Origin of the sequence: Actinomadura sp. NPDC000929 (assembly GCF_040492065.1) — a bacterium.
GTDB lineage: Bacteria > Actinomycetota > Actinomycetes > Streptosporangiales > Streptosporangiaceae > Spirillospora > Spirillospora verrucosospora.
Map to the genome: position 1 here is coordinate 1 of NZ_JBEUPA010000004.1, position 25,986 is coordinate 25,986.

The following is a 25,986-nucleotide window of genomic DNA, read 5'->3' on the forward strand; positions in this document are numbered from 1 at the left end:
CCACGTCCGGCGCGGGCGGCCTGCCCGTGGACGTGTCCGAGACCGACGTCTACTACTTCGCGCCGCGTAGCACTTCTGCGGCGACACCGCTCGTCCGGCGGCTGGCCGAGGAGCGGGGCGTCGACCTGGACTCGGTGCACGGCACGGGCCACGACGGCAGGATCGTCCGCGCGGACGTGGAGAGGGCCACCCGCCCGGCGTCCCGTCCGAGGGTCTCGCCCCTGGCCCGCCGGCTCGCCGGCGAACTCGGGGTCGACCTGGGCCGGGTGCGCGGCTCCGGGGCCCGCGGCGCCGTCCGGGCCGACGACGTCCGCGCCGCCGCCCGGAAACCGCGGGCGCCCGCCGAGCCGCGCCGGAGGGCGGCGGCCCCCCGGCGCGCGGCGGCGGACAAGCAGGCCGCGATGCGGCGGGCGATCGGCGAGCTGATGGCCCGCAGCAAGCGCGAGATCCCGCACTACTACCTCGGCACCACCATCGACATGGACGCCGCGACGGCCTGGCTCCGGGCGCGCAACCGCGAGCTCCCGGTGGCGGGGCGCCTCCTCCCGGCCGCGCTGCTGCTCAGGGCGAGCGCGCTCGCGGCCCGCGAGGTGCCCGAGCTCAACGGGCACTGGCTCGACGGGGCGTTCGTCCAGGGAGACGGCGTCCACGTCGGGATCGTCACGGCGCTGCGCGGCGGCGGACTGGTGACCCCCACCCTGCGCGACGCCGACGAGCTGTCCCTGGACGACCTGATGGCCGCCCTGAAGGAGATGCTCGTCCGCGCCCGGACGGGCCGGCTGCGCGGCTCCGAGCTGGGCGACGCCACGATCACCGTCACCGATCTGGGCGACCGGGGCGTGGAGTCGGTGACCGGCGTCGTCTTCCCGCCGCAGGTGGCCCTGCTCGGCTTCGGCGGGATCGTCCGGCGGCCGTGGGCGGTGGACGGGCTGCTGGGCGTCCGCCCGGTGGTCACCGCGACCCTGGCCGCCGACCACCGGGCCACCGACGGCCACACCGGCGCGCGCCTGCTGGAGGCCGTGGACCGGCTGCTGCAGAGCCCGGAGGAGCTATGACACCCCGAGAGGCACGCGATCTGGCCGCCCGCTCGCTGGAGAAGGCGGCGCCCGACGTCGACGCCGCGACGGTCGGCGGGGACGCCGACCTGCGCGAGGACCTCGGCCTCGACTCGCTCGACTTCCTCGGCTTCGTCGAGGGGCTGAGCGACGGCTCGGGCTTGCGCATCGACGAGGACGACTACGCGGAGCTGGCCACCCTGGACGGCTGCGTCGCCTATCTCGCCCGCCGAACCTGATCACGCGGGGGAGGCGGGGACGAAGGTCGGTCCGCGGGAGGGCCGATGCGCACTGGAACGCCGTACGCCCTCTCCGGATCCTGGTGGAGGGAAGGCCAGTGAGCGAGGTGGGGCGATGTACTCCGATCGGCAGGACGCGGGACGGCAACTCGTCGCCAACCTGAGGCGGTACACGGGTGGGGACGTCCGGATCCTCGGCCTGCACGGGGGCGGCGTCCCGGTGGCGGCCGAGACCGCCGCGCGGCTCGGGTGCGCGCTCGACGTGCTCGTCGTGCGCGAGCTCGTCGTCCCGGGGCCGCCCCGCGTCCTGGTGGGCGCGGTCGCGGAGGGGCCGGCGCGCGTCCTGGACGAGGAGGCCGCCCGGCGGGCGGGGGCCGGGGAGGCGCATCTGGGGGAACTGGAGCGGGACGCCCGCGTCGAGGCGCGGGCCCTCGGGCTCCGGCTGCGCGGGCGGCGCCCGAGCCTCCCGCTGGCCGGGCGGGACGCCATCGTGGTCGACGACGGCGCGGCCTGCCGCCTCGTCGCCGAGGCCGCGTGCCGCGACGCCCGGGCGCGGGGGGCCGGGCGGGTCGTCTTCGCCGTGCCCACGGCGTCGCCCGCCACCGTCGACCATCTGTGGACCGTCGCCGAGGAGGTGGTGTGCCCGCTCTCGCCGACGTTCTTCGTCACCGCGAGCGACTTCTACCTGGACTTCCCGCCGGTCTCCGAGATCGAGGTCGGCCGGCTGCTCGAACGGGCGTCCGAGCGCACCGCGTGAGCCCGCCCCGGTCTCATCGCGCGGCCCGCCCGACGGTCGCCCGCCCGGCGGGCCCCACGGGTCTCAGGCCGCCCAGGTCTCCAGCGCGAGCAGGTCGCGCATCGAGACCATCCCCACCAGCCGACCGTGATCGTCCACCGGCAGGTGGCGGATGCCCGCCTCCAGCATCCGGCGCGCGACGTCCCGCGCGTCCTCGTCCAGGGCGGCGGTCTCGACGTGCGCCGAGGCGTACCCCGCCGCCTCCTCGGACGCCGGGTCGGCCGACGAGGCGAGGGCCCCGGCCAGGTCGCGCTCGGTGATGATCCCGGCGACCCGCTCCCCGTCGAGCACCGCCAGCGCGCCGACCTTCCTCTCGATCATCCGCCGCGCGACGTCGGCGAGCGGCTCGTCGGCCCGGCAGGCGAAGACCGTCGGCCGGTAAACGTTGCTGACCAGCATGTTCCCTCCCCGTTGGATCGGTGGCTCCAGGCGTCCGGGCGGACGCCCGCGCGCTCCTCAGCCTGTCCCGCCGCGCGCCGAGGCCCCCGCGGCCGCCTCGGTTCCGCGCCGCCCGGTTCCCCGGGCGGGCACCACCGCCACCGGGCAGAGCGCCTCCTGCAGCGCGGCCTGGGTCACCGGACCCAGGAGCGTCTGGGGCCCCGAGCCGATCCCGCGCGCGCCCAGGACCAGCAGCGCCGCGCCGCGGGCGGCGCCGATCAGGGCCTGCCGCGGAGTGTCGACCACGAACTCGCTCTCCAGCGGCACCTGCGGGAACCGGCTCCGCCAGAGCGCGAGGTCCTCCTCGAACCGCGCCATCGCCTCGCGCCTGATCAGTTGGGGGTCGCTGAAGGGGACGCGGTCCGGCCCGCGGAACGCGGCCGGGTCCCACCAGCTGCACACCGCCGTCACCGAGGCGTCGCGCAGCGCGGCCTCCTCGAAGGCGAAGCCGATGGCCGACTCGCCGCCCGTCGAGCCGTCCACGCCCACCACCAGCCGCTCACGGCCCCGGGGGGCGGACGGAAGGTCCGGCCCGACGACGACGACCGGGCGGTCGGCATGGGACGCCACCTGGACCGCGGTGGAGCCGACCGACAGGCCCTCGAACCCGCCGTGCCCCCGCGAGCCGAGCACGACGAGGGAGGCGTCGCGCGACGCCTCCAGCAGGACGGCGGAGGCCCATCCCCGCTCCAGGCGCCAGCGGACGTCCAGGCCCTCGGCGAGGGCGTGGGCCTTGCGCACGCCGTCGTCCGCCACGATCGCGCCCGCGCCGCGCAGGACCTCCAGCGTGTCGTTGTCCGGCTGGCGCAGCGGATAGGGCCAGTGCCAGGCATGGCAGACCGTGAGGGGCAGGCGGCGGAACCGCGCCTCCCGCACCCCCCACCGCAGCGCCTGGTCGGCGGCGGGCGACCCGTCGTACCCGACCAGGACGGCGCCCGTCCTCTCGTGATCGTTCATGGCCGATCCCTCCCCCTGTCGGTGTGTCCAGCCTTCCCCCGGGCGGAAAGGCGCAGGCAGGGGCCGCTGTCCCCGGTTCGAGGGACCTTCGGCCCTGGGACCGGGGCAGGAATGCGGACAGAATCGACAAAGCGCCCGCAAATCCCTACCTCGCGGGCGTGGCTCGGCGTGCGCTCCGGGGAATGACCTTGTTTGTACCGTTTGTTCCCCGTGCAGAGGGCGGAGGGATGACCCATCCATCGCCCGCGCTCAGGCGCGACCACGAATCGAGTGACGCGCAGCGCCTCGCCCGCGACCTGGCCGACGAGATCACCCGTCGCCTGTTCGGCATCGGCCTGGAACTGCACGCCGCCCTGGCCCGCATCCAGGACCCCCACGCCACCCGGCGCGTCCGGGCGGCCCTGACCGGACTGGACGACACCATCGACGACCTGCGCCGCGTCGTCTTCGACCTCCACGCCGCCGCCCGGGACCGGGACGCCGCCGACCGCTGAACCCGCGCCCCGCCCGGCGGTCGGTTACGTTGGAGCGGTGCGCGCACGAGACCTCGCCGTCGAATACCCGATCGTCACGCCGGACAGCGGTGCGCTGGACGCGGCGCGGCTGGTGGCCGAGCACCGGCTCGCCGGGCTGATCGTGGTCGACCCCGGCCGCCGGCCCGTCGCGGTGATCCCCGCCTCCCAGCTGCTGCGGTCCATCATCCCCCCGCACGTCCGCGACGACCCCGCCCTGGCCCGGGTCTACGACGAGCGGCACGCCGACATGCTGTGCGCCCGGCTCGGCGAGAAGAGCGTCGCCGATCTGCTCGGCGAGGAGCGCAAGGCGCTGCCCGTCGTCGACGCCGACGCCACCGTCATGGAGATCGCCAGCGTCATGGCGGCCGACCGCAGCCCCGTCGTCGCGGTGAGCGGCGAGGCCGACCGCACCGACGCGCCGATGATCGGCGTCATCACCGTCGCCCACCTCCTCGACCGGCTCCTGCCCGAGCGGCCGCCGAGCTGAGCCGGAGGCCCCGCCGGCGCCTCCCCGGGGTCATCGCGTGAGCGGGGTCTCGGCCTCCACGCGGGTCAGCTTCTCGGGATTGCGGACGTAGTAGAGACCGGTGATGCGGGCACCCTCGACGCGGACCGCCAGGACGCCGTCGAGCTCGCCGTCCAGCCGCATGACGAGCGCGGGGTTGCCGTTGACCACGGTCTGCTCGACGGTGACCGTGCTCTTCACCCTGCCGGTGCCGCCGACGATGTAGCGGGCCACCTTCTCGGCGCCGGTGACCGGCCGGAGCGCCGCCTGCTTGAGCCCGCCGCCGTCGCCCACCATCACGACGTCGGGGGCGAGCACGTCGAGCAGCCCCTGGAGGTCGCCGGTGTCGAGAGCGCGCCGGAACGAGTCCAGCACGGCCCGGGTCTCGGCCTGCGAGACCGCCTCGCGGGGGCGGCGGGCGTCGACGTGCCGGCGGGCGCGGTGGGCGATCTGGCGGACGGCGGCGGTGCTCTTGCCGACCGCGGCCGCGATCTCCTCGTAGCCGACGTCGAAGACCTCCCGCAGAACGAAGACGGCGCGTTCGGTGGGCGCCAGCGTCTCCAGGACGAGCATCAGCGCCATCGACATGCTCTCGGCGAGCTCGACGTCCTCCGCCACGTCCGGCGAGGTGAGCAGCGGCTCGGGCAGCCAGGGCCCGACGTAGGCCTCCCTGCGCCGCGTCAGCGTCCGCAACCGGTTGAGCGCCTGCCGGGTGGTGATCCGGACCAGGTAGGCGCGCCGGTCGCGCACCTGCGCCAGGTCGACCTTGACCCACCGCAGCCAGGTCTCCTGGAGGACGTCCTCGGCGTCGGCGGCGGAACCGAGCATCTCGTAGGCGACGGTGAAGAGGAGGTTGCGGTGGGTGACGAAGTCCTCGGTCGCCGGGTCGGCGGCGCGGTCGCTCACGGAATCATCCTTCCTGCACGGGTCGCCCACAGGACACCGCGGGCGGCCCGTCCGTAACACCGGCGCGCGTGTGCTCCGTCACATCCGCGCGTCGGTCAGTGGAGGCGGTGGTGGAGGGGTGTGGCCAGTTCGGCGGTGCTCAGCGTCAGCGCGACGGTGTAGTCGATCAGGTGGTCGCGGTCGACGTCCAGGTCTCCGCGGAACCAGGTGGTGAACAGCTCCCAGAGCCCCGCGGTGAGGGTCAGGCCGGTCAGTTCCACGTCGACGTCCGGAAGCGGGACCTGGTCGAGGGTCTCGTGGGTCTGCGCGGCGAAGATCACGGCCATGGTCCGGATGATCTCGATGCGCCGGCGCTGGAGCAGGGGGGAGGAGGGGAAGGCGTGGGTGAGGATGTGGGCCCGGCGCGGGTCGGTGGTCAGGAAGTCGAACACGGCGGTGACCACGGCACGGGTGCGGGCCTGCGGATGCCGGGGCGCCCGGCGGGCGGCGGACAGGATCACGTCGGTGCCCCGGGCGACCTGGTCGTCGACGATCGCCAGGAGGAGGGCGTCGCGGTCCGGGAAGCTCTCGTAGAAGTAGCGGTCGTTGAGCCCGGCCTCGGCGCACACCTTCCGCACGGTCGTGGCGGCCCACCCCTGGGTGCCCAGCAGCTCCAGCCCGGCCGCCAGCAGCGCGGCCCGGCGGCGGGCCCGGCGCTCGTCGGCGGGCACGCCGCCGTAGGGGCGCGCGCGGGGCGGCTGGGACGTCACAGCCCGATTGTGCCGCATCCCTTGACTTCCTCCGCAAATCTGGAGACGGTACTCACCAGATATTTCTGGTGTGTCGCATCACCAGAAACTCGGTCGCGACGAGACGGGAGCGTGAGGCCCGGTGGCCACGGAGATCCCCCCGCAGCTGACCCTGGCGGACATCGACCTGAGCGACCTGCGGTTCTGGGCCCGTCCGCTGGAGGAGCGGGCGCGGGCGTTCGCGCTGCTGCGCGCCCAGCCGGGCCCGGTGTTCTTCACCCTGCCCAAGCTCCCCTTCCTCCGGCAGAGCCCGGGATCCTGGGCGCTGGTCCACCACGCCGACGTGACGGAGGCCAGCCGCCACCCGGAGATCTTCAGCAGCGAGCCCAGCGCCACCAGTCCGGCCGACATGCCGCGCTGGATGGACGGCTACTTCAACTCGATGATCGACATGGACGACCCGCGGCACGCCAAGATCCGCCGGATCGTCTCCCGGGCGTTCAGCCCCAGGATGCTGGCCAGGGCCGAGGACGACATCGCCCGGCGCGCCGCCCGGATCGTGGACGAGCTGGTCGAGGCCGGCGGCGGCGACTTCGTGTCCGGGGCGGCGGCGCGGCTGCCGGTCGAGGTCATCTGCGACATGCTCGGCATCCCCGCCCGCCACCACCGGCGGGTGGTGGAACTGACCAACATCATCGTCGGCTACAGCGACCCCGAGTACGTGGGCGCCACCCTCGAGTACCGGGACGGCGCCCCGAAACCGGGCCGGCTCGGCACGCTGCGCATGCTGGGCACGGTGGCGTCCGCGGGGTGGCGGCTGCACCGGCTGGCGGCCCGGCTCGGACGCGAGCGCAGAGCGTCCCCCACCGGCGACCTGACCTCGGCGCTGGTGAACGCCAACGTCGACGGCGAACGGCTGACCCCGCGCGAGTTCGCCACGTTCTTCCTGCTGCTGGTGGTGGCCGGGAACGAGACCACCCGCAACGCGATCGCGCACGGCCTGAAGCTGTTCACCGAGCACCCCGACCAGCGCGAGCTGCTGCTGGCCGACTTCGACGGACGCATCGCCGGGGCCGTCGAGGAGATCGTGCGCTTCAGCAGCCCGGTCATCTTCATGCGGCGCAACCTCACCCGCGACCACGAGATGAACGGCCACACCTTCCGCAAGGGCGACCGCGTGACGCTGTTCTACTGGTCCGCCAACCGCGACGAGGCGGTCTTCGCCGACCCCGACCGGTTCGACATCACGCGCTCGCCGAACCCGCACGTCGGGTTCGGCGGCCCCGGGCCGCACTTCTGCCTGGGCGCCAACCTGGCACGGCGAGAGATCACCGTGATGTTCCGCGAGCTGTTCACCCGCCTGCCCGACATCGCCGCGGGGGAGCCCGACCGGCTCAAGTCCGGCTTCATCAACGGCTACAAGCGCCTTCCCTGCACCTTCACACCTCCGCCGGCCCGGCGCTGAGCGGCAGGGGCGCGGTTCACTGCTGGCCGGACAGCGGCGGCCGGCCCGAAGGCTCCGCCTCGTCCCGCCCCGCCTCCCGGTCGGCGGCGGCCCCGTCGGCGGGCTGGGGGACGTCCTGCCTCCGGCGTGCCCCGTCCGGCCGGGTGCGGGACGGCCGGATGTTGCGCCAGCGGATGAAGGGTTCGACGCCGCGGGCGATCAGCGGCCCGGCGATGGCCAGCATCAGCACGTAGGCGGCGGCCAGCGGCCCCAGCCGGGGGTTGATGCCGGCGGACACCGCCAGCCCGGCGATGACGATGTTGAACTCCCCGCGCGGGACCAGTGCCGCTCCGGCCCGCAGCCGCCCGCGGGCGGCCACCCCCGCGCGGCGGGCGGTCAGCCAGCCCGAGGCGAGCTTGGTGGCGATCCCGGCGACGGCGAGCAGCGCGGCCACGCCCAGCACGGGCGGCAGCTGGCCGGGATCGGTGTGCAGGCCGAAGAACACGAAGAACACCGCGGCGAACAGGTCCCGCAGCGGCGCCAGCAGCTCGCGCGCGGTGTGGGCCAGCGGGCCCGACAGGGCGATGCCGACCAGGAACGCGCCGACCGCCGCCGACACCTGCAACTGCTGGGCCACGCCGGCGACCAGCAGGGTCAGGCCCAGCACCTTCAGCAGCAGCACCTCGTCGGTGGGGCTGGCCACGAACCGCTCCACCAGCCGGCCGTGCCGCAGCGCGACGAACAGGATCAGGGTGATGGTGGCGGCGGCGATGCCGAGCGTGGTCGCCCCGGCGACCAGGGAGGCCCCGGCCAGCAGCGCGGTGAGGATCGGCAGGTAGGCGGCCATCGCCAGGTCCTCGAACACCAGGATCGACAGCACCGCCGGGGTCTCCCGGTTGCCCAGCCAGCCGAGGTCGCCCATGACCTTCGCGGTGATCCCGGACGAGGTGACGTAGGTGATGCCGCCGAGCGCCACCGCGGCCACCGGCCCCCAGCCGAGGATCAGCGCCACCGCCACCCCGGGAGCGGCGTTGAGCACGAGGTCGGCCAGTCCTGCCGGAGCCGAGGTGCGCAGGGTGCCGACGAGCTCGCCCGCGGTGTACTCCAGCCCGAGGGTGAACAGGAGCAGGATGACCCCCACCTCGGCGCCGAGCGAGACGAACTCCTCGCTGGCGCCGAGGGGCAGGATGCCGCCCGAGCCGAAGGCCAGCCCGGCCACCAGGTACAGCGGGATCGGTGAGATGGAGAAGCGGACCGCCATCGCGCCCAGCAGCCCCAGCGCCAGGACGATCGCTCCGAGTTCGATCAGTTGTGTCGCGGCATGCACGGTCCTCTCACCCGCCGTGCAGGATGGCCGCGACGGCGGCCGTCCCCTCGTCGGTGCCGACCACCACCACGACGTCCTCGGCGCGGAACTCGAAGTCCGGGCGCGGGCTGGCGATGACCTCGCCGTCGCGCACCACCGCGACGATCGAGGCGCCGGAGCGGGTGCGGGCCCGGGTGTCGCCCAGCCGGCGCCCCGCGAACGGCGAGGCGGCCGTCAGCAGGATCTGCTCGGTCACCAGCCCCTCGACCTGCCGGTTGAGCTCGGCCAGCCGTTCCACCACCCGGCCGGTGCCCAGCAGCTCGGCGAGGGCGTTGGCCTCCTCGGCCGCCAGCGCCACCGACACGACGCAGGTATCGGGATCGTCCTTGTCGTAGATCACCAGATCGCGGCGGCCCGTGCGGTGCGACACCACCCCGATCTGGCGCCCCCGCCCGGTGGTGAAGACGTGCCGCAACCCGATGCCCGGCAGCGATGTCCGCTCGACGTCCATGACCCTCTCCCGCCTTCTCCGTGATCTCCGTGGCCGCACGGAGGATGCCCCGGCGCGCCCGTGCGCCGGCCCCGGCCGTCCCTGAACGCCGCCCGTGGGGTTTCGGACATGGTTCCAGAACCGACCGGAACACGACCCTAGGCGAAACCCGTCCATGGAAGCGCAGCCCACGGTGCCCGGCGGGCAGGGTCATCCGCTGGTCGCGGGAGACTCCTGCCGCGGAGCACGGTCCGGGTCGGGGTGCCCGGGCGCTGCCCGGTGCCGTCGCAGAGCCGGATTGAGGAGGCCGAGGGAGACGACCGCGGCCGCCGCCGCCAGGCCGCCGACCAGGAGGGCCAGGGGCGCGGAGGTGGCGGACGCGAGCAGCCCACCGCGGAAGTTGCCGAGCTCGGGGCCGGCGACGCCGATGACGTGCTCGACCGAGGAGACCCGGCCCCGGAAGTGGTCGGGGGTCTCGACCTGGACCAGGGCGCCGCGGGTGATCACGGCCACGGTGTCGGCCGCGCCGGCCGCCGCCAGGCAGGACAGCGCGAGCCAGAGAGGCCCCGCCAGACCGAAACCGGCGAGGGCCAGCCCCCAGACCGAGGCCGCGACGAGCTGGGCGAGGGCGCCGCGGCGGAGGCGGGTGACCGTCCCCGAGAACAGGCCGGCGCCGAGCCCGCCGACCGCGATCGCGGACAGGAACAGCCCCAGCGTCCGGGGATCGCCGCCGAACCGGAGCTCGTTGACCATGGGGAAGAGCGCGACGGGCATGGCCAGGACGGTGGCGGCGAGGTCGACGCCGAAGGACCCCCACAGGATCGGGTGCCGCAGGACGAGCCGCCAGCCTCCCGGGAGCGGCCCGCGGCGTTCCCCTCCTGGCGGCCGCTCATCCTCGGCGCGCCGGACGGGCATCGCGGGCAGCCGGATCACGGCGACCAGCGACGCGGCGGTGGCCAGGGCCTGGACCGCGTACGCGGCGGGGTAGCGCCACTGCGCGAGCACGAGCCCGGCGACGGCCGGCCCGACCAGCATGGACGCCTGGAACGCGACGCTCTGCAGGGCGAGCCCGGCGGCGACCTGGTCGGAGGGCAGCAGCCGGACGGGGAACGTACGCCGGGCCGGCGCCCCGAGCGCCGCGCAGCCGGTCTCGACGGCGACCAGGGCCAGCAGCAGCGTCACCGACCGGTTCCCGGCGGCGGCCTGCGCCAGCAGGCCGAGGGACGCCAGCGCCTGGCCGCCGGTGGCCGCGCGGACAAGGCTCCTGCGGTCGACGGCGTCGGCCAGCGATCCGCCGACCAGGCCGAGCACGAGCATGGGCACACCCGTGGCCAGGCCGATGGCCCCGGTCCACAGGGGGCTGCGGGTCAGTTCCCAGACCTGCTGCAGGACGGCGACGACGGCGATCTGACGGCCTATCGAGGCGAGCGACGACCCGACCCACAGGTCGCGGAACGCCCGGCTCCCGCGCAGCGGACGGACGTCGATGAGCCGTTCGCTCAGGGCCATGGCTACGGCTCGGCCGGGGCGGGCGCCGGATCGGGAGGCACGGCGCCGAGGTGGGAGAGGATCCTGTCCTTCATCGGCCGCCGTGCCAGAGCGCGCTCCAGCTCGGTGACGACGGCGCTGAGCCGATGCGGCACCTCGTCGTCGAGTTCGGCGACCGCCGCCTCGGTCGCGCGCCACTCGGCCTCCAGGAACGGGACGAGGGCGCGGCCCCGGTCGGTCAGGGAGACGCGGCGCGTGCGGGCGTCGGCGCCCGGCTCGGAGTCGACCAGCCCCTCGCGGCGCATGGCCGCGATCGTCTGGCTCATCGCCGAGTGGGAGCGGTCGAGCGAGGCGGCCAGTTCGCGGATCGTCAGCGGGCCGGTATGCGCGAGACGGATGAGGGGGTAGGCGAAGCGGGGGCGGACTCCCCGGATGCCTCGGTCGGTGTACAGGGATTCGATCTGGGCGTCCAGGCCGGCCAGCAGGGTGTGCAGCGCATGCCACCGCCCCGGCGTCGCGGTCGGGTCCGAGGATGTCACAGCGCTAATATAACAGCGCTGTTGCATGCCTGTCCCCTCCGGACCACGCTCAGCGGGGCCGTGGTGGGTAGAAGAGCCTGCAAGGGATCCGAAAACGGGGAGGCCGTCAGCGGTGAGCTCACGACCCGAGATCGACACGACCGTGCCGCATTCGGCCCGGATCTGGAACTTCCTGCTGGGCGGTACCGACAACTACCCCGTCGATCGGCAGGCCGGAGAAGGGATCTTCGCGGTCTTCCCCGGGATGGTCGCCATGGCGCGGCAGTCCCGGCGGATGCTGCAGCGGGTGGTGCGCCACCTGGCGGGGGAGGCGGGCGTCCGCCAGTTCCTGGACATCGGGACCGGGCTGCCCACCATGGACAACACCCACGAGATCGCCCAGCGGCTCGCCCCGGCCTCCCGGATCGTCTACGTCGACAACGACCCGCTGGTGCTGACGCACGCCCGGAAGCTGCTGACCAGCACGCCCGAAGGCGCCACCGACTACGTCGAGGCCGACGTCCGCGAGCCCGAGGCGATCCTCGCCGAAGCCGCCCGCACCCTCGACTACGACGAGCCCGTTGCGCTCATGCTCATGGGCATCCTCGGGCTGGTTGGCGACTACGACCAGGCCCGTTCGATCGTCGACCGGCTCATGGCGGCGCTGCCGTCCGGCAGCTACCTGGCCGTCTACGACGGCACCGACAGCGACCCCGCCTACGCCGCGGCCATCCGCACCTACAACTCCGCGAGCGGCGCCGTCCCCTACATTCCACGCACGCAGGAGCAGATCGCCGGCTACTTCGACGGCCTGGAGCTGCTGGAACCCGGTGTCGTGCCGGTGACGCGATGGCGGCCCGACCCCGGCCAGGAAGATGTCCCCGAGGTGTCCTGCTCAGGCGGATTGGCCCGCAAGCCCTGACACCCGTCTCGCCCCTTCAACGCACCCCGGACGGACCCGTCTCCCTCGTACCGGTGGCGGGCACGCCCTCGCTGTGCCGCTCCGCGATGAGGGACGCGGAATGGCCGACTTCCGGTTTCCGTAAAACGTTTGTTTTCTGCTTTTCATGGCGAAGTCTCGGCCGTCTCGTGGGATGCCATGCATTGCGGTAAAGAATGACTTCGTGTCTTGCCGCGAAACCGGCAATGCGGGGGTCTCGACGTGATCGTGTGTTCAGATGAACGCGGAAGAGAGATCGTTTCGGACCTGCGTGAGGAGTCAACGGCATGAGGCATCGGGGAGCTTGCATCACGGCGGCGGTCGGTGTCGTCGCGGCCGTCGCGTCATTCGGGCACGCGTCGGCGGCGGACCACCGTCCGGGATCCGTGCTGGTCCGCGAATCGTTCACCGGAGCCACCGCGGACTCGCGCTTCGTCGGGTACGGGTCGGCCTGCCTGACGGGCGCGCCGCGGGGGAACCCGGCGGCCGAGGCCACGAACCACCCGCTGAGCGGCTGCCGCCGGGACCCGGTCGGTCCGGTGCCGCCGGGCGACGCGGCGACGCGCGGATATCTGCAACTCACCGACGCCCATTTCGAGCAGACCGGCGCCGCGCTGTTCGACTCGCCCGTTCCCACGCGCGGCGGCCTGGAGGTCACCTTCGAACAATGGCAGTACGGCAACACCACACGGGCTCCGGCCGACGGGATCTCGTTCTTCATGACCGACGGCGCCCGGGGCCTCAACACGCCCGGGGCGTTCGGAGGGAGCCTCGGTTACGCCCAGAAACTCCCGGGCGGCAGGGCCGGCGAGCAGTTCGTCCCCGGAGTCGACGGCGGGTACCTCGGCATCGGGCTCGACGTGCTCGGGGACTACTTCGGCGACGGTGAAGGGCGCGGGAACGGCTGCGAGCGGCGTTCCCCGGCCGGGACGGTGTTCCGTCCGCCCGCTCCCGGTCCCAACGTCGTGACCGCGCGGGGCCCCGGGAACGGCTCCACCGGATACTGCCTGCTCGCCGCGACCACCAAGAACAAGACGACCAGGGGCCCGTGGCGATCGTCGCTTCCGGGGCGGCTCCACGGCGACCTGAAGACGATGCCCGCCGGCGTCACGCCGAGCCGAGCCGAAAAGCTGCTCGAACCGGTGAAGCGAGTCGTCCGCGTGTCGGTGTCGCCCGGACCGAATCCGGTGGCGACGGTCGACGTCGACTTCCGGGACGGCGCCGGTTTCAAGCGGGTGCTGAGGTTCGCCGCCCCCAGGCCCGTCCCGAACACCGTCAAGTTCGGCTTCGCCGCGTCCACGGGCCCGCTCACCGACGTGCAGCTCATCCGCCGGGTCACGGTGCGCTCCCAGCGCGACTGAGCCGAACGGCGGACCGCGGCTCGACGGACTCACTCGGAGCCCGTCGAGCCGCGGCCCGCGGATCGTCCTTCTCCCGTACTAGGTGAACGCTGCGACTCCCTCGTACTGGCCTTGAGGTGCTCGGCCGGTCGTCTCGTATTCGAGGAGCAGCACACCCGCCGGGGTGGCCTCGTGGCGGACGAGGCGCAGCCCGTTCGGGGCGCCCTGCGCGTCCAGAAGGCGCCGGCCGCTTCGCAGCACGACGGGCGCGACCACGAGGCGGAGCGCGTCGACCAGGCCCGCCGACAGCAGCGAGTCCCCCAGGTGGGAACTGCCGTGGATCTGGAGTTCCCGCCCGGGCCGCGCCTTGAGGCCGGCGACCGTCTGGACCGGATCGCCCGCGAGCACGGTGGTGGGGTGCCAGGTCCCCTCGGTGAGGGTGTCGGACACCACGTATTTCGGCAGCGCGTTCATCCGTGCGGTGAAGGGGTCGGCCGGATCGGTGATCTTCGGCCAGTCGCGCGCGAACGCCTCGTAGGTGCGCCGGCCGAGGAGCAGGCCGTCGGCGAGGTCGAGCCACTCGGAGGCGCGCCGGACGAACGTGGCGTCCATGTGGGGCACGAGCCAGCCGCCGCGGGTGAAACCGTCCGTGGTGTCCTCGTCCGGCGAGCCGGGGCCCTGGCTGACTCCGTCGAGCGTGACGAACTCGGTGAGGGTGATCTTCATCGTGCGGTGAGCCTCTCCGCGAAGGCGGCCAGCTGGCCGGCGACCGTCGTCCAGCCGTCGGCGAAGCCGAGTTCGCTGTGGCGGGCGCGGGCCTCGGTGTCGCGGTGCTGGACGACCAGCCGGTAGGCCGTGCCGTCCGGATGGTCGTCCATCGTGATCGTGGCGGTCATCGCGACCGGTGCGGGGTGCGCGGGACGCCACGTGCTGTCGATCGCGTTGGTGAACACGATCCGGTGGGGCTCCTCGACGGCGAGAAAGCACGCGTCCATGTGCGGGCCGAAGTGGGTCCCGTCGTCGCTCAGCCGCGTGACGAACGCTCCGCCGGGCCGCGTGTCCAGATGGTCCACCCGGCAGTGGGACGGGGCCGGGACCCACCACTGTTCGAGCTGGGATGGATCGGTCCAGGCGCGCCACACGGTCGCGCGGGGAGCGCGGATGATCCGCTCCAGGCCGAGGTCGAGATCGGGGTTCATCGGCCTTCTTCCTTCGGGTCGGTGACGAACTGTTCGAGGCGGTCGGTGCGCCCCTCCCAGATCCGGCGTTGCTCGGCGAGCCAGTCGTCGACGAGATCGAGCCTTTCGCGGTTGAGCACGCAGGTGCGCACCCGACCGGACTTGAGGGTGCGGATGAGCCCGTTCGACTCCAGGGTCCGCACGTGCTTCATGAACGAGGGGAGGGTCATGGGGAACTCGCGGGCGAGGTCGCCGACGCTCGTCGGCCCGAGCCCGAGGCGCCGGACGACGGCGCGCCGGGTCGGGTCGGCGAGGGCGACGAACACGCCGTCCAGCTCCGGCGAATACTGTGCCATAAAGCTAAGTATTACCCGAGCGTCATGGTTAGCGCAACGGCTAAGTATGCGGCGGTCTCTTCCCGGCGCCGGTTTCCGGCCGGTCGGTGAGGAGTTGCCAGGCGTGCAGGGCCATGAGGTAGCCGAGGGCGCTGGCGGGGGCGTAGAGCTCGGGGCCGAAGAGACGTTCGAGCAGGCGAAGGCGGTTGCGGACCGTCTGGGGATGGGTGTGCAGGCGGGCGGCGGTGGTGCTGGCGTTGAAGCCGCATTCGAAGTAGGCGAGCAGCGTCTTCGCCAGCCGGTCGTGCTGGGCCGGGCGCAGCCGGCGTAACGGCGCCAGCTTGCGGTCGACGAGGCGTTGGGCCAGATCGTGGTTCTGGACGAGCAGGAGCGCGGGGATCTGCTCGCTCACGTGCACGGGAGTGCCGCGGGCGAGCATGGCGGGCGGGAGCAGGTCGAGACCGCGCCGGGCCAGACGCAGGGAGAGGGCGGCGCGGGGTGACGGCGACCGCGGGGCCGACGACGGCCGGATGGTCGCCCAGCATCGCCTCCAGGGCGACACGGCAGCCGGGTCCCTCGGGGTCGGGGAACACGAGGCAGGGCACCTTCAGATGGAGCCCGTTCAGGACGTCCTCCGGCAGGAAGCGCGGCGGTGCGGCGTCCCGGCGGCGACCGTCGACGGCGATGACGGCGACGGTCCGCGGAAGGGGCCGGCTCGCACGGGCGGCGGCCTCGCGCAGGGCCCGGATCTCGCAGTGCGGACTCAGGATCAGGTCGATCAGGCGCCGTTGCTCCGGCCCGCCCTGGGCGGCGCCGCGCGCCGTGGCCGACAGATGGCCGGCCGCCGCGGCCCGCCGGAGCCGGTCGGTGTAGGCCAGGCCCCTCTGTACGGCCGTCCCGCCGTACCGCGGAGTGAGCGCCAGCCCGCGCCGCAGGGCCTGCCGGGTGAGGTGCTCGGCGGCGACGCCGGTCGCGACGGTGAGGGCCGCCTGCAGGTCGTCGGGGGCGCGGCCCTCGGCGGCCTCGGCCTCGCCCAGGTCCCGGAAGGCCTCCAGGACCGCCGGCCGGGGCTCGCCGGACCAGTCCGCGGAGGGGTCGAGGAAACCGCTGAGCGCGAGGGCGATCGCCCCGCGCAGAAGATCGCGGTCGGCCGTCCGGCGGGCCCACCCGTAGCCCGGAATCCGGGTGCGCGCGGCGTCCGCGGCGGTGGCGGCGATGTGCGGGACGCTCTCGCGCAGGCACCTGACCGCGTGCTCGTCCAGGGGCCGTCCGGGTAAGGGCGGCGACTCGGGCGCGGTCATCGGCCACGCCACCTCCCCAGGCCGCCTGCGGCTCCGGCCGGTCGGCGCGCTCGGCCGGGCCGCGGGCGGCGGCTCATAGCGGGACTTCGCGGATCACGGCTTGGCCGGGTCGTAGAGGTCGAAGAAGTTGGCCGCAGTTCCTTCGTCGGATGGTGGACGACCACGATCGTCCCCACCGCGATGTCGAGAATGCGCGAACCGCTCCGACCGGCTCATGAGGGGGCGCGGGCCGGCACGGCCGCGTCCCACGAACGGCGACCGGAACGAAGGAGAAGGCGATGTCGCGCAACATCAAGACGGTCACCACCTACCTGGACGGATTCCGTAAGAACGACCACGAGCAGATCCTGTCGTGCCTGACCGACGACATCGAGTGGACGGTCTTCGGCGCCTTCCACCTGACGGGCAAGGAGGCCTACGACAAGGCCATCGACGGGCCGCCCGAGCTTCTGGACCCGCCGCGTCTGGAGGTCGTGCGCATGGTCGAGCAGGGCGACGTGGTGATGGCGGAGCTCACCGGCACGGTGGAGCGGGCCGCGGGCGGGGAGATGCGCATGTCCATGGCGGAGGTGTTCGTCATGCGCGACGGCAAGATCGCCGAGCGGCGCGCCTGGGTCGTGGAGCTCAAGGAGAACGACTACCGCTGACCCGCGGCCCCGACACGCGGGCGGCCCCGCCGGCGCCGCGGGCCGCCCGGCGCCTCCCGCGCCGGGGCGGTCCCGTCGCGGCGGGGCGTCCGGCGCCGAGCAGGACTCCGGCGCCGCCGAGCACGAGACCGGCGATCACCAGGGGGTGCAGCGCCTGGCCGGCGACCAGCCAGGCCAGCACCGCCGTGACCGACGGGGTCAGGAAGAACACCGTGCTCACCCGGGTCGCCGACGAGCGCGCCAGCATCCGGTTGAGCAGCAGGAACGCCGCGATGGAGTTGACGAGCACCATCCACGCGACCGACCCTCCGAACGCCGTCCAGTCGGACACGCGCGGGGTCTCCACGGCCAGGCTGAGCGGGCCCACGGCCGCCGCGCCGACGAGGACCTGCGTGGCCGTCCCGGTTCTGACGTCCATGTCGCGGACGAAGCGCTTCTGGTAGAGGGTGCCGAGGCTGAGTCCGCCGAGGCCCGCCAGGCACAGCGGGATCCCCCAGGCCGACACGCTGACCCGGTCGGCGACCGCGAGCACCACGCCCGCCGCGCCGAGCGCGAAGCCCAGGGCCTGCCGCCGGTCGACGGTCTCGCCCAGCAGCCGGGCGGCCAGCGCGATCACCACCGGATTGAGGCCCTGGACGAGCGAGATCACCGCCGCCGGATAGTGCAGGGAGAGGGCGGTGTAGAAGCAGCCGAACTGCACGGCCTGAATGAGCAGCCCCGTGACGGCGACGTGCGCCAGCGCCCGCCCGCGCGGCCATCGGGCGCGCGTGACGAGGGCGTACGCCGCGAGGAGCACCCCGGCGACGGCGAACCGCGCGAACATCAGCAGCAGCGGCGGGGCCGCCCTGACGCCGGGGACGCCCGCCACGAACGCGCTGCTCCACAGAACGGTGAACAGGGCGGGCGCCAGCGCCGCGCCCGCCCGCGTCCCGCGGCGGCCGCCCCTCCTTCGGGCGGGGGCGGGCGCGCGAGCGCCGGCTGGCAGGGGAGGAGCGGGCGTCCCCGGCTTCATGAGGGTCCTTCCGTTGCGGGGGCGTGCAGGGGCGACCGGCCCGCCCGGCCGCAGGGGGCACGGGCGGGCCGGCGCGTCAGCCGGATGGTGCGGGGATCAGGACGCGCGCAGGGCGGACCGGCGCAGATCCCACAGGGTGTCGTCGGAGGTGCAGACGCCCGCGGCGCCGTGGCGCAGCGCCTCGGAGACGTCCGCCTCCTCCTGGACGAAGCCGGCGGCCAGGTACGGGACGCCGAGCTCCCGGGCCTCGCGCTCGACGTAGCGCAGCATGACCGCGGGCATGAGCTGGACGAGGTCCGGGTGGGACCGGCCGATGGACTGCACGCTGCGGTGCAGGTTCGACCGGTCCGTGACGAAGACCTTCTGCATGGTCAGCAGGCCCAGCCCGCCGGCCCGCTCGATGATCGCCGCGCGGGTGGAGCAGATCCCGATCGCCCCGATCCCCTTGAGGTAGGTCAGGGCCCCCGGGTCGTGCCCCAGGCCCGGCGTCGAGTCCGTGTTCACGAAGACGATCTTGCGTGCGGCGAGCGTCGCCGCCACCGTGGCCTCCAGCTCGCCGAGCGGGACGGACGCGAGGATGCCGAGCGGCGCCGACCGGGAGGCGAACCGGCCGGCCGCGGCGGCCCCGACGATCGAGGCCATCACCGGGTGCTCGGCCAGCGCGGTCAGCAACCGGGGATCTACGGGACGTTTCGGACGAAGGCCCATCAATACACCCTATTTATCCTCGGAGGTCCTCGGAGAACCCGGGCAGGCCCAGCTTCCCCGGGTTCATGATCCCGTTCGGGTCGAGGGCCCGCTTGACCGCCGCCAGGGTGCCGAAGCCGCTGCCCAGAGAGGGCCGCACGTAGGGGGACCGGAGCAGGCCCACGCCGTGGTGGTGGCTGATCGCGGCGCCGTGCCGGACGAGCACGTCGTTGGCGGCGTCCCAGGCCGCCCGGTACCACTCCCGCCGGCGGGAGCGTTCCACGTCGCCGCGCAGGGAGAAGTACAGGCAGGCGCCGTCGGTGTAGGCGTGGGACTGGTGCGCGGAGGCGCGCAGCGTCCCCGGGACGGCTTCGACGGCCGCGATCACCTCGTCGTAGAGGGCCGTGAGCGACGACCACGGCGCCGCGATCTCGCAGGTGTCGGCCACGAAGCCGGGCCCCTTGGCGAACCCGTCGCCCGACTTGCCCACGATCATCCGCTCGTCGAGCCAGCGCGCCAGGACCGCGTCGCCGTCCAGCGTCACCGGGGCGCGAGCCGCGCAGACCTCCTCGGCGACGGCCATCGTCGCGTCCACCAGCGCCGGGTCGCCCTCATCGGCGATCAGCAGCAGGTTGGTGTCCGGCTCGCCGAAGTGGGTGCCGCTCTCGTGCGCGTCGTACAGGCGCAGCACCGCCGGGGTCGCGCCGCGCTGGAGGATCTCGCGGCAGGCGTCCAGCCCGTCGGAGAACGTGGCGAACCCGTACGCCAGGCCCGACGCGTACTCCGGCAGCCGGTGGGTCCGCAGCCGCAGCCGGGTGATCACGCCGAGCGTGCCCTCGGAGCCGATGAACAGCTGCCGCAGGTCGGGGCCGACGGCCGCCCGGGGGTAGGTGCCGAAGCTCGCGGTCGATCCGTCGGGCAGGACCACGTCCAGCCCCACGACCATGTCCTCGATCTTGCCGTACCGGGTGGAGAGCTGGCCCGCCCCCCGGCAGGCCGCCCAGCCGCCGACCGTGGAGATCGCGAAGGCCGACGGCCAGTGCCCCGCGGTGGCGCCGTGGACCTCCTGGAGCTCCTTCTCGAACAGGTCGCCGAACATCCCCGCCTGCACCTCGACGATCATCGATTCGGCGTCGAAGGACAGGATCCGGTCGAGCCGGCAGACGTCCAGCACGACCCCGCCGAACACCGGCAGCGCCGCGCCGAGCACGTTGCTGCGTCCCGCCGACACCGTCAGCGGGACGCGGTGCGCGGCGCAGATCCGGACCACGGCGGCCACCTGCTCCTCGTCGGCCGCCTCGACGACCACCGCGTCGGGGGTGGCCGGGCGCCCGTCGGTCTCGCCGATGGACGTGCCCGCCCACCAGTCGCGGGTCCGCCGGACCACCTCGTCCCGGCCGGTGTGCACGGCGGCCGCGGCCGCCCGCAGCTCGGCGAGGACCGCCTCCGGCACCGCGACCGCGCCCTGCTGCAGGCTCGCCTCGCCGTCGCCGGGCGGGCAGTCGGCGGCCCAGCGCGGCGGCGTGGGCGCCCCGACGACGTAGTCCCCGCGGTTGAAGGGGTGGGTGATGGTCTGCCTGCTGATCAACGGTTCTCCTCCATCAGTACGGTCCGCTCCCGCTCCACGCCGGAGACGTAGTCCTCGATCTGCCGCCCGGCCTCCTCGTCGGACAGCCCCAGCTCCCGCTGCAGCAGCCGCGCGACCTCCGGGGCCGCCTTGACCGACAGGTCGCGGGCGAACAGCCGCATCCGGGTGCGGCGCGACAGCACGTCGTCGACGGTCCGCGCCAGCTCGCAGCGGGCCGCGTACACCACCTCGGCCCGCAGGTGGCCGCCGCCCTCGACGACCGGCTCGGCCAGGGAGGCGTCCTCGGCGATGAGATCGGCGACGAAGCGGGCCTCGGTGCCGTACCGCTCGCCCAGGTGCGCGCCGAGACCCCCCGTCGCCGAGGTGGCCTCCGCGTCGTAGCCCGCCCCGCCCAGCAGCGGGAGGCGGACGGTGCGGCAGCGCGCCTTGCGGCCGAGCTCCTTCAGCGCCTCGTCCACGACCAGCTCGCCCATGTGGCGGCTGGTGGTGAGCTTGCCTCCGGTGACGGTGACCAGCCCGTGCGCGTCGGTGGCGATCCGGTGGTCGCGGCTCATGTCGAGGGTGGCGCCCTCCTTGCCCCCGACGAGCGGGCGCAGCCCGGCGATCGACCCGACGACGTCCTCCGCGCCCAGTTCGGCGTCGAACGCGGTGTTGGCCCCGTCGAGGAGGTACTGCATCTCCTCCCGCGTGCACAGCACCTCGTCCAGCGGCCCGTCGTAGTCGGTGTCGGTGGTGCCGACCACGACCACGTCGCCCCAGCGGGTGCACGTGGCGCGGCGGGCGCGGCCGGGGACGGGCACGGTCACGGTCCCGTCGATCGGCAGCCGGGTCCACGGCACCACGATGTGCACGCCCTTGGCGGGACGGACGCGCGGCCGGTGGCCGGGATCCGACAGCGCGTCGAGCGTGTCGGACCAGACCCCCGTCGCGTTGACGACCACCCCTGCGCGCACCTCGACGTCGCGGCCGTCGACATGGACGGTGGCGCCGCGCACGCGGCCGTTCTCGCGGATCAGGCCGCGGCAGGCGGCGCCGTTGAGGACGGTCGCGCCGAAGTGCGCGGCGGTCCGCGCGATGGTCAGGGTGAGGCGGGCGTCGTCGGTGCGGCTGTCGTAGTAGAGCAGGCCGCCCCTGAGGCGGTCGGCGCGCAGCCGGGGGGCGCGGACCAGGACCTCCGGCACCGTCAGCCGCTGGTGGAGCCGCCCGATGCGCCAGCCGCCCGCGAGGTCGTAGGTCCACAGCAGGCCCTCGAAGGCCTTGGCGATGCGCGGGTCGAACACGCCGTCCTGGGTGAGCACGGGGAACACGAAGGGGAGCCGCTGCACCAGATGGGGGGCGTTGCGGCGCAGCCTCTGCCGCTCCAGCAGCGAGCGCCGCACCAGCGGCAGGTTGCCCTGCTCGATGTAGCGCAGGCCGCCGTGCACCATCTTCGAGGACTTGGAGGACGTGCCCGAGGCGAAGTCGTCCCGTTCTACGAGCGCGACCTTCAGCCCCCGGCTGACGGCGTCCAGCGCCGTGTAGCAGCCGGTGACGCCGCCGCCGACGACGAGCACGTCGAACCGCTGGGTCGCGAGCCGCTCGATCTGCGTGCCGCGGTCCAGCGTCAGCGGGGTGCGGCGGATCGCGTTCCTCGTCTCTGACCTCGCCTTGCGTTCGGTAAGCCGGATCACGACGTCGATTCCTTCGTTGAGTGGTTGGGGACATGGCGGGCCAGCAGGTCGCGCCATGCGGCGCGGGCCTCCCGGCGGTCGCTGTCGGGGAGCGCGGGCTCGAACACCGGGGCGGTGCCGAGCCCGGCCACCGCCGACGCGAGGTCGGGCCACAGTCCCGCGCGCACGCCGCCGAGGTAGGCGGCGCCGCGCAGGCTGGCGGTCTCGTGGGCGAGGGCGCGGCGCACCGGCCGCCCGATCAGGTCGGCCTGGGCGGACATCAGGACGTCGCTGCCGGCCAGGCCGCCGCCGCAGACGAGGTCGGTGACGGGCCGCCCCATGGCCGCCTCCACGCCTTCCAGCAGGTCGCACACCGAGTGCGCGAATCCGTCGATGACGCCCCGGGCGAGCTCGGCCCGGGTGGTGGACAGGCTCAGCCCGGAGAGGAGCCCGGTGGCCTCCGGCGCCCAGACCGGCGTGCGCAGCCCCGCGAGCGCGGGCACGAACCGCACGCGGGACGGCCCGGAGTGCTCCCCGGCCAGTTCGGTCAGCCGCCGGGGCGACTCGAACAGCCTGATCTCCTCGCAGAGCCAGCGCACCGCCGAGCCGGTCGTCGCGGCGAACCCCTCCAGGCTGAACAGCGGCACGCCGCGCGAGCGCCAGGCGACCAGGGTCAGCACGCCGGGCACCCGGTCGCGGTGGGCGGGCGGCCGGTCGCCCGCGACGGCGTCCAGGAACGTGCCCGTCCCGTGCACGCACATCGCCTGGCCGGGCCGGTGCGCGCCGAGCGCGACCATCGCCGCGTGCTGGTCGCCCATGACCGCCAGGATCGGCAGCCGCACCCCGAGGACGGACGGGTCGGTGGAGCCGAAGTCCCCGTCCTCGTCCACGACGGACGGCAGGATGTCGGGCGGGCAGCCGAGGAAGTCCGCCCAGGGCCCGTACCAGCCGCCGGTCCGCAGGTCGTAGGCGCCGGCCGCGACGGCGTTCGTCGCGGACATGACGTGCCGGGCGCCGCCGGTGAGCTTCCAGACCAGCCAGGTGTCGATCGACCCGAACAGCAGCCGGCCCCGCTCGTGCGCCCGCCGCGCCTCCTCGTTCCGGGCGGCCTCCTCCGCCGCCCACAGCAGCGGGGCGCGGGACCCGACCGGCCGCCCGGTGAACGCGGCGAGCCGCTCGTCCCAGTCCGGCTCCCACTCCCGCAGCCGCTCGGCGTAGCGGCGGTCCTGCCACACCACGGCGGGGCTGAGCGGCTCCCCGGTCACCGCGTCCCACAGCAGGACGGTCGCGCGCTGGGTGGAGATCGACACCCCCGTGATCTCCACCCGGTCCGCGGCCGCCCGCTCCAGGGCCGTCCGGCAGACCCGGACGGTGTTCTCCCAGATCTCCGCCGCGTCCTGCTCCACGCGCAGGTGGTCGGGGGAGCGCACCGAGATCGGCAGGTACGCGGCCGGTGCCGCGCCGCCGTCGTCGAGGACGACGGCGGCGCGGGTCCCGGTGGTGCCCTCGTCGATGCTCAGCACGCCGCGCCGGCGCTCTCTGATCATCTGCGAAACATTCCTCTCGTCAGCGCGCGCTCAGGCCGGCACCGTCTCGCGCCGCTCCAGCCGGATCGGCTCCTCCTCCAGGTTCACCGCGACGCGCGTCGGGTCCCACTTGACGATCACGCAGGTGACCAGGCCGAGCAGCGGGACGGCCGACAGCACCATCAGGCTGGCGCCTACCCCGAAAGCGGCCTGGAGCTGCGGGAACACGTACAGGCCCGCGACGGAGCCGAAGCTGCCGAGCATCCCGGTCACGCCGGTGCCGAGGGTGCGGATGTCGCTGCGGTACGACAGCGCCGCGATCGACTTGCCGTTCGGGCCGGGGCCGGCGGAGTGGAAGAAGATGAACAGCACCGGCAGCGCCGCGGCCAGCGCGATCGGGAGCTGCTTGAACGTCGCGCCCATGACCAGCAGTGCCACGAACACCACCGCGTACCCGGCCGCCGAGCTCACCCGCAGGCCGAGCCGGCGCCCGAAGTAGGCCGACAGGCATCCGCCGACGATGCCGACGGCGTTGAACGCCATGGAGCCCGCGGTCGCCTTCTCGAACTCCTTGCCGAACAGCTCCAGGCTGATCACCGGGAGGTACCAGCCGACGGCGAAGTACTGCATGGACTGGGTCAGGGAGATCACCGTCGACAGCACGGTCCGGGGCAGGTACGCGCCGCGGAACAGCACTCCCGCGTCCCGGATGCCGACCTGGTGGCGCGCCTCCAGGGCCTGCGGGGTCTCCGGCGGGCCCTCCTCCGCCCGCACCCCGTACATGCGGCGCAGGTTCGCCGCGCACTCCCGCAGCCGGCCCTTGGACGCCAGCCAGGTCGGGCTCTCGACCAGGAAGGCCATCTGGAGGACGAGCAGCGCGGTCGCGAAGACGACCGCCGAGCCCACCGACCATCGCCAGATGTCGGAGCCGACGTCGAGCTTGTAGAACAGGAGCGTGAGCGCGAGGTTGGTGGTCGTCGCCACGTACCAGGCGCCCTGCCAGAAGTTGAGCCTGCCCTTGAGCGAGGACGGGGTGTACTCGGCGAGCAGCGCCATCGCCACGGCGAAGTCGATGCCGTAGGCGACGCCCACCAGCGCCCGCCCGGCGAAGACGGTCTGGAAGTCCGAGCCGACCGCGGTCAGGACCGCGCCGACCCCGAAGACGACCTTCGTCATCAGCAGGGGCTTGATCCGGCCGATCCGGGCGGCGAGCCAGCCGCCGAAGGGATTGGAGACGATCGCGATGGCCGGGGCCATCGCGGTGAGCACGCTGACCTGCGTGGGCGAAAGATCGAGCTGCTCGACCATGGGGGACAGCCCCGCGCCGAGCGCCGCGTTGGAGTAGGCGTCCAGGAACAGGCCCGACAGGGCCAGGAACCAGATCCAGTTCGCTCGGCCGCGCAGACTGGTGAGGGTGTCGATGAGCCCGGCCGCGTCCGCCGCGTTGCGGATGACCGCCGTTCTCGTGCTCGCAGGGCCGTCGTTCATGCCCGCCGCCTTTCGGGGGTTGAAACCCTTGCCAGCGGTCCGGGAATGACAAAGGCACAGACGAAGACCACTGACAGGGGTGTCTTCGTCTGTGCCTGTCGGTTGACGGGAGGTTAAGCGGGGCCGATCCGGTGTGTCAAGCGCCACAACGCCGCCGATCCCGCCGCGAACCGGCCGCGAACCCGCAGGCCAGGGGCATCCGCAGGCGCCGCGATGAGTTCTCGCCGGGCCGCGGGTCTTCATTCCCGACCCGTTGGCGACAGGAGGAGAAGGCGTGGGAAACGATGTGTGGCCGATGGTGCACGCGGAGCGGGCGGCACTGATCGACGACCTCTCGCATCTCGAAGGCGAGCAGTGGGAGCGGCCTTCGCTCTGCGACGGCTGGACGGTGCATGACGTGGTGGCCCACCTGATCGACACGGCCCGCACGACCCGCCTCGGGTTCGTCGCCAGGCTCGCTCGGGCCCGGTTCGACTTCGACCGCCAGAACACGCAGGGGGTGGCGCGCGAGCGCGGCGTCTCACCTCAGGAGACCCTGGAGCGGCTCCGCCAGGTGGCCTCCCGGACGTCGACCCCTCCGGCGCCGCTCGACAGCCGGCTCGTCGAAGAGGTCGTCCACGGTGAGGACATCCGCCGGCCTCTGGGAATCGTCCACGCCTACCCGCTGGAGGCCGTCGTCAGATCGCTCCGTTACCAGGCCCGCACACCGGCGTCGTTCGGCGGAGCCAAGGAGCTGACGACCCGCCTCCGCCTGACCGCGACGGACGCCGGCCTCTCGATCGGAGACGGCCCGGAGGCGAGCGGAACCGCGCTCTCCCTGCTCCTGGCGATCTCCGGCCGCCGTGCGGCGTTGGACGATCTCTCCGGACCGGGCCTCCCCGCGCTGGCCGCCACCTGAGGGATGCCCGCT

Annotated in this window: 29 protein-coding genes and 1 pseudogene; 11 read left to right on the plus strand and 19 right to left on the minus strand. The window is 73.8% G+C overall.

Annotated elements, in window-relative coordinates; all coding sequences use genetic code 11:
* From ABWI04_RS02290 to ABWI04_RS02300, 3 genes are all read left to right on the plus strand, one after another.
* Nucleotides 1-1,055, plus strand: a 1,055-nt coding sequence (locus tag ABWI04_RS02290; protein WP_353831222.1) for a 2-oxo acid dehydrogenase subunit E2, incomplete at its 5' end; no start/stop codon positions are given.
* On the plus strand, nt 1,052-1,294 hold the full coding sequence (locus ABWI04_RS02295; protein ID WP_345172126.1) for an acyl carrier protein: 243 nt from the start codon (nt 1,052-1,054) through the stop codon (nt 1,292-1,294). The genes ABWI04_RS02290 and ABWI04_RS02295, both read left to right, overlap by 4 nt.
* 115 nt (nt 1,295-1,409) lie before the next feature.
* Nucleotides 1,410-2,051, plus strand: a complete 642-nt coding sequence (locus tag ABWI04_RS02300; RefSeq protein ID WP_353831223.1) for a phosphoribosyltransferase — start codon at nt 1,410-1,412, stop codon at nt 2,049-2,051.
* 63 nt (nt 2,052-2,114) lie between these two features.
* Here the strand turns inward: ABWI04_RS02300 and ABWI04_RS02305 are convergent, their stop codons facing one another.
* Nucleotides 2,115-2,489, minus strand: coding sequence for a CBS domain-containing protein (locus ABWI04_RS02305; protein WP_345172130.1), 375 nt, complete (start codon nt 2,487-2,489; stop codon nt 2,115-2,117).
* A 57-nt stretch (nt 2,490-2,546) separates the two neighbouring features.
* Nucleotides 2,547-3,485 (minus strand): universal stress protein, encoded by a 939-nt coding sequence (locus ABWI04_RS02310; RefSeq protein ID WP_353831224.1) that lies wholly within the window; start codon nt 3,483-3,485, stop codon nt 2,547-2,549.
* A gap of 227 nt (nt 3,486-3,712) precedes the next feature.
* On the opposite strand from ABWI04_RS02310, the gene ABWI04_RS02315 reads away from it, so the two are divergent.
* Nucleotides 3,713-3,979 carry a histidine kinase gene (locus tag ABWI04_RS02315; protein ID WP_345172134.1) on the plus strand — a complete coding sequence of 89 codons (267 nt, stop codon included), beginning with the start codon at nt 3,713-3,715 and terminating at the stop codon, nt 3,977-3,979.
* 37 nt (nt 3,980-4,016) lie between these two features.
* The gene (locus tag ABWI04_RS02320) at nt 4,017-4,487 is read left to right on the plus strand and encodes a CBS domain-containing protein (RefSeq protein WP_345172136.1); all 471 of its coding nucleotides are present in this window, start codon (nt 4,017-4,019) and stop codon (nt 4,485-4,487) included.
* 30 nt (nt 4,488-4,517) lie between these two features.
* Here ABWI04_RS02320 and ABWI04_RS02325 read toward each other — a convergent pair whose 3' ends face one another.
* Nucleotides 4,518-5,411: an RNA polymerase sigma-70 factor gene (locus ABWI04_RS02325; protein ID WP_353831225.1), complete on the minus strand. Its 894-nt coding sequence runs from the start codon at nt 5,409-5,411 to the stop codon at nt 4,518-4,520.
* A gap of 95 nt (nt 5,412-5,506) precedes the next feature.
* On the minus strand, nt 5,507-6,160 hold the full coding sequence (locus ABWI04_RS02330) for a TetR/AcrR family transcriptional regulator (protein WP_345172140.1): 654 nt from the start codon (nt 6,158-6,160) through the stop codon (nt 5,507-5,509).
* A 121-nt stretch (nt 6,161-6,281) separates the two neighbouring features.
* On the opposite strand from ABWI04_RS02330, the gene ABWI04_RS02335 reads away from it, so the two are divergent.
* Complete coding sequence (locus ABWI04_RS02335) at nt 6,282-7,604, plus strand: cytochrome P450 (protein ID WP_353831226.1); 1,323 nt, start codon at nt 6,282-6,284, stop codon at nt 7,602-7,604.
* Nucleotides 7,605-7,620: 16 nt separating this feature from the next.
* Here the strand turns inward: ABWI04_RS02335 and ABWI04_RS02340 are convergent, their stop codons facing one another.
* From ABWI04_RS02340 to ABWI04_RS02355, 4 genes are all read right to left on the minus strand, one after another.
* Complete coding sequence (locus ABWI04_RS02340; RefSeq protein ID WP_353831227.1) at nt 7,621-8,910, minus strand: cation:proton antiporter; 1,290 nt, start codon at nt 8,908-8,910, stop codon at nt 7,621-7,623.
* Nucleotides 8,911-8,917: 7 nt separating this feature from the next.
* Nucleotides 8,918-9,400, minus strand: coding sequence for a cation:proton antiporter regulatory subunit (locus tag ABWI04_RS02345; RefSeq protein ID WP_345172146.1), 483 nt, complete (start codon nt 9,398-9,400; stop codon nt 8,918-8,920).
* Between the two features lie 189 nt (nt 9,401-9,589).
* Nucleotides 9,590-10,888 carry an MFS transporter gene (locus tag ABWI04_RS02350; protein ID WP_353831228.1) on the minus strand — a complete coding sequence of 433 codons (1,299 nt, stop codon included), beginning with the start codon at nt 10,886-10,888 and terminating at the stop codon, nt 9,590-9,592.
* A gap of 2 nt (nt 10,889-10,890) precedes the next feature.
* The gene (locus ABWI04_RS02355; RefSeq protein WP_353831229.1) at nt 10,891-11,406 is read right to left on the minus strand and encodes a MarR family winged helix-turn-helix transcriptional regulator; all 516 of its coding nucleotides are present in this window, start codon (nt 11,404-11,406) and stop codon (nt 10,891-10,893) included.
* Nucleotides 11,407-11,518: 112 nt separating this feature from the next.
* On the opposite strand from ABWI04_RS02355, the gene ABWI04_RS02360 reads away from it, so the two are divergent.
* Nucleotides 11,519-12,307: an SAM-dependent methyltransferase gene (locus ABWI04_RS02360; protein ID WP_353831230.1), complete on the plus strand. Its 789-nt coding sequence runs from the start codon at nt 11,519-11,521 to the stop codon at nt 12,305-12,307.
* 305 nt (nt 12,308-12,612) lie between these two features.
* Entirely contained in the window at nt 12,613-13,686 is a 1,074-nt protein-coding gene (locus ABWI04_RS02365; RefSeq protein ID WP_345172155.1) for an L-type lectin family protein, read from the plus strand.
* A gap of 78 nt (nt 13,687-13,764) precedes the next feature.
* Here ABWI04_RS02365 and ABWI04_RS02370 read toward each other — a convergent pair whose 3' ends face one another.
* The 5 genes and pseudogenes from ABWI04_RS02370 to ABWI04_RS42785 all read right to left on the minus strand — a co-directional run.
* A complete protein-coding gene (locus ABWI04_RS02370) occupies nt 13,765-14,391 on the minus strand; it encodes a dihydrofolate reductase family protein (RefSeq protein WP_353831231.1) in 627 nt (208 codons plus the stop codon).
* Nucleotides 14,388-14,864: an SRPBCC domain-containing protein gene (locus tag ABWI04_RS02375; RefSeq protein ID WP_345172159.1), complete on the minus strand. Its 477-nt coding sequence runs from the start codon at nt 14,862-14,864 to the stop codon at nt 14,388-14,390. The genes ABWI04_RS02370 and ABWI04_RS02375 overlap by 4 nt, the downstream gene beginning before the upstream one ends.
* Nucleotides 14,861-15,199, minus strand: coding sequence for an ArsR/SmtB family transcription factor (locus tag ABWI04_RS02380; RefSeq protein ID WP_179842476.1), 339 nt, complete (start codon nt 15,197-15,199; stop codon nt 14,861-14,863). Before ABWI04_RS02380 ends, ABWI04_RS02375 begins: the two co-directional genes overlap by 4 nt.
* A 40-nt stretch (nt 15,200-15,239) precedes the next feature.
* A complete protein-coding gene (locus ABWI04_RS02385) occupies nt 15,240-15,590 on the minus strand; it encodes a helix-turn-helix domain-containing protein (RefSeq protein ID WP_353831232.1) in 351 nt (116 codons plus the stop codon).
* Between the two features lie 412 nt (nt 15,591-16,002).
* A pseudogene (locus ABWI04_RS42785) lies at nt 16,003-16,440 on the minus strand (RsbRD N-terminal domain-containing protein); the annotation flags it as partial.
* Here ABWI04_RS42785 and ABWI04_RS02390 point away from each other — a divergent pair.
* On the plus strand, nt 16,364-16,558 hold the full coding sequence (locus tag ABWI04_RS02390; protein ID WP_353831233.1) for a hypothetical protein: 195 nt from the start codon (nt 16,364-16,366) through the stop codon (nt 16,556-16,558). The pseudogene ABWI04_RS42785 and the gene ABWI04_RS02390 sit on opposite strands and share 77 nt — an antisense overlap.
* Before the next feature lie 199 nt (nt 16,559-16,757).
* Complete coding sequence (locus ABWI04_RS02395; RefSeq protein WP_353831234.1) at nt 16,758-17,126, plus strand: nuclear transport factor 2 family protein; 369 nt, start codon at nt 16,758-16,760, stop codon at nt 17,124-17,126.
* Here ABWI04_RS02395 and ABWI04_RS02400 read toward each other — a convergent pair.
* The 6 genes from ABWI04_RS02400 to ABWI04_RS02425 all read right to left on the minus strand — a co-directional run bounded on the left by ABWI04_RS02400 (nt 17,104) and on the right by ABWI04_RS02425 (nt 25,076).
* On the minus strand, nt 17,104-18,138 hold the full coding sequence (locus ABWI04_RS02400; RefSeq protein ID WP_353831235.1) for a DMT family transporter: 1,035 nt from the start codon (nt 18,136-18,138) through the stop codon (nt 17,104-17,106). The genes ABWI04_RS02395 and ABWI04_RS02400 overlap by 23 nt on opposite strands.
* 96 nt (nt 18,139-18,234) lie before the next feature.
* A complete protein-coding gene (locus ABWI04_RS02405; RefSeq protein WP_345172167.1) occupies nt 18,235-18,846 on the minus strand; it encodes a glycerol-3-phosphate responsive antiterminator in 612 nt (203 codons plus the stop codon).
* Between the two features lie 13 nt (nt 18,847-18,859).
* Complete coding sequence (locus ABWI04_RS02410; RefSeq protein WP_353831236.1) at nt 18,860-20,413, minus strand: FAD-binding oxidoreductase; 1,554 nt, start codon at nt 20,411-20,413, stop codon at nt 18,860-18,862.
* Nucleotides 20,410-22,083, minus strand: a complete 1,674-nt coding sequence (locus tag ABWI04_RS02415) for a glycerol-3-phosphate dehydrogenase/oxidase (RefSeq protein WP_353831237.1) — start codon at nt 22,081-22,083, stop codon at nt 20,410-20,412. The genes ABWI04_RS02410 and ABWI04_RS02415 overlap by 4 nt, the downstream gene beginning before the upstream one ends.
* Nucleotides 22,080-23,609, minus strand: coding sequence for an FGGY family carbohydrate kinase (locus tag ABWI04_RS02420; protein WP_353831238.1), 1,530 nt, complete (start codon nt 23,607-23,609; stop codon nt 22,080-22,082). Before ABWI04_RS02420 ends, ABWI04_RS02415 begins: the two co-directional genes overlap by 4 nt.
* A 30-nt stretch (nt 23,610-23,639) precedes the next feature.
* On the minus strand, nt 23,640-25,076 hold the full coding sequence (locus ABWI04_RS02425; RefSeq protein WP_345172174.1) for an MFS transporter: 1,437 nt from the start codon (nt 25,074-25,076) through the stop codon (nt 23,640-23,642).
* A gap of 274 nt (nt 25,077-25,350) precedes the next feature.
* Between ABWI04_RS02425 and ABWI04_RS02430 the strand changes: the two genes are divergently transcribed.
* Nucleotides 25,351-25,974 carry a maleylpyruvate isomerase family mycothiol-dependent enzyme gene (locus tag ABWI04_RS02430; protein ID WP_353831239.1) on the plus strand — a complete coding sequence of 208 codons (624 nt, stop codon included), beginning with the start codon at nt 25,351-25,353 and terminating at the stop codon, nt 25,972-25,974.
* Nucleotides 25,975-25,986 lie beyond the last annotated feature (12 nt).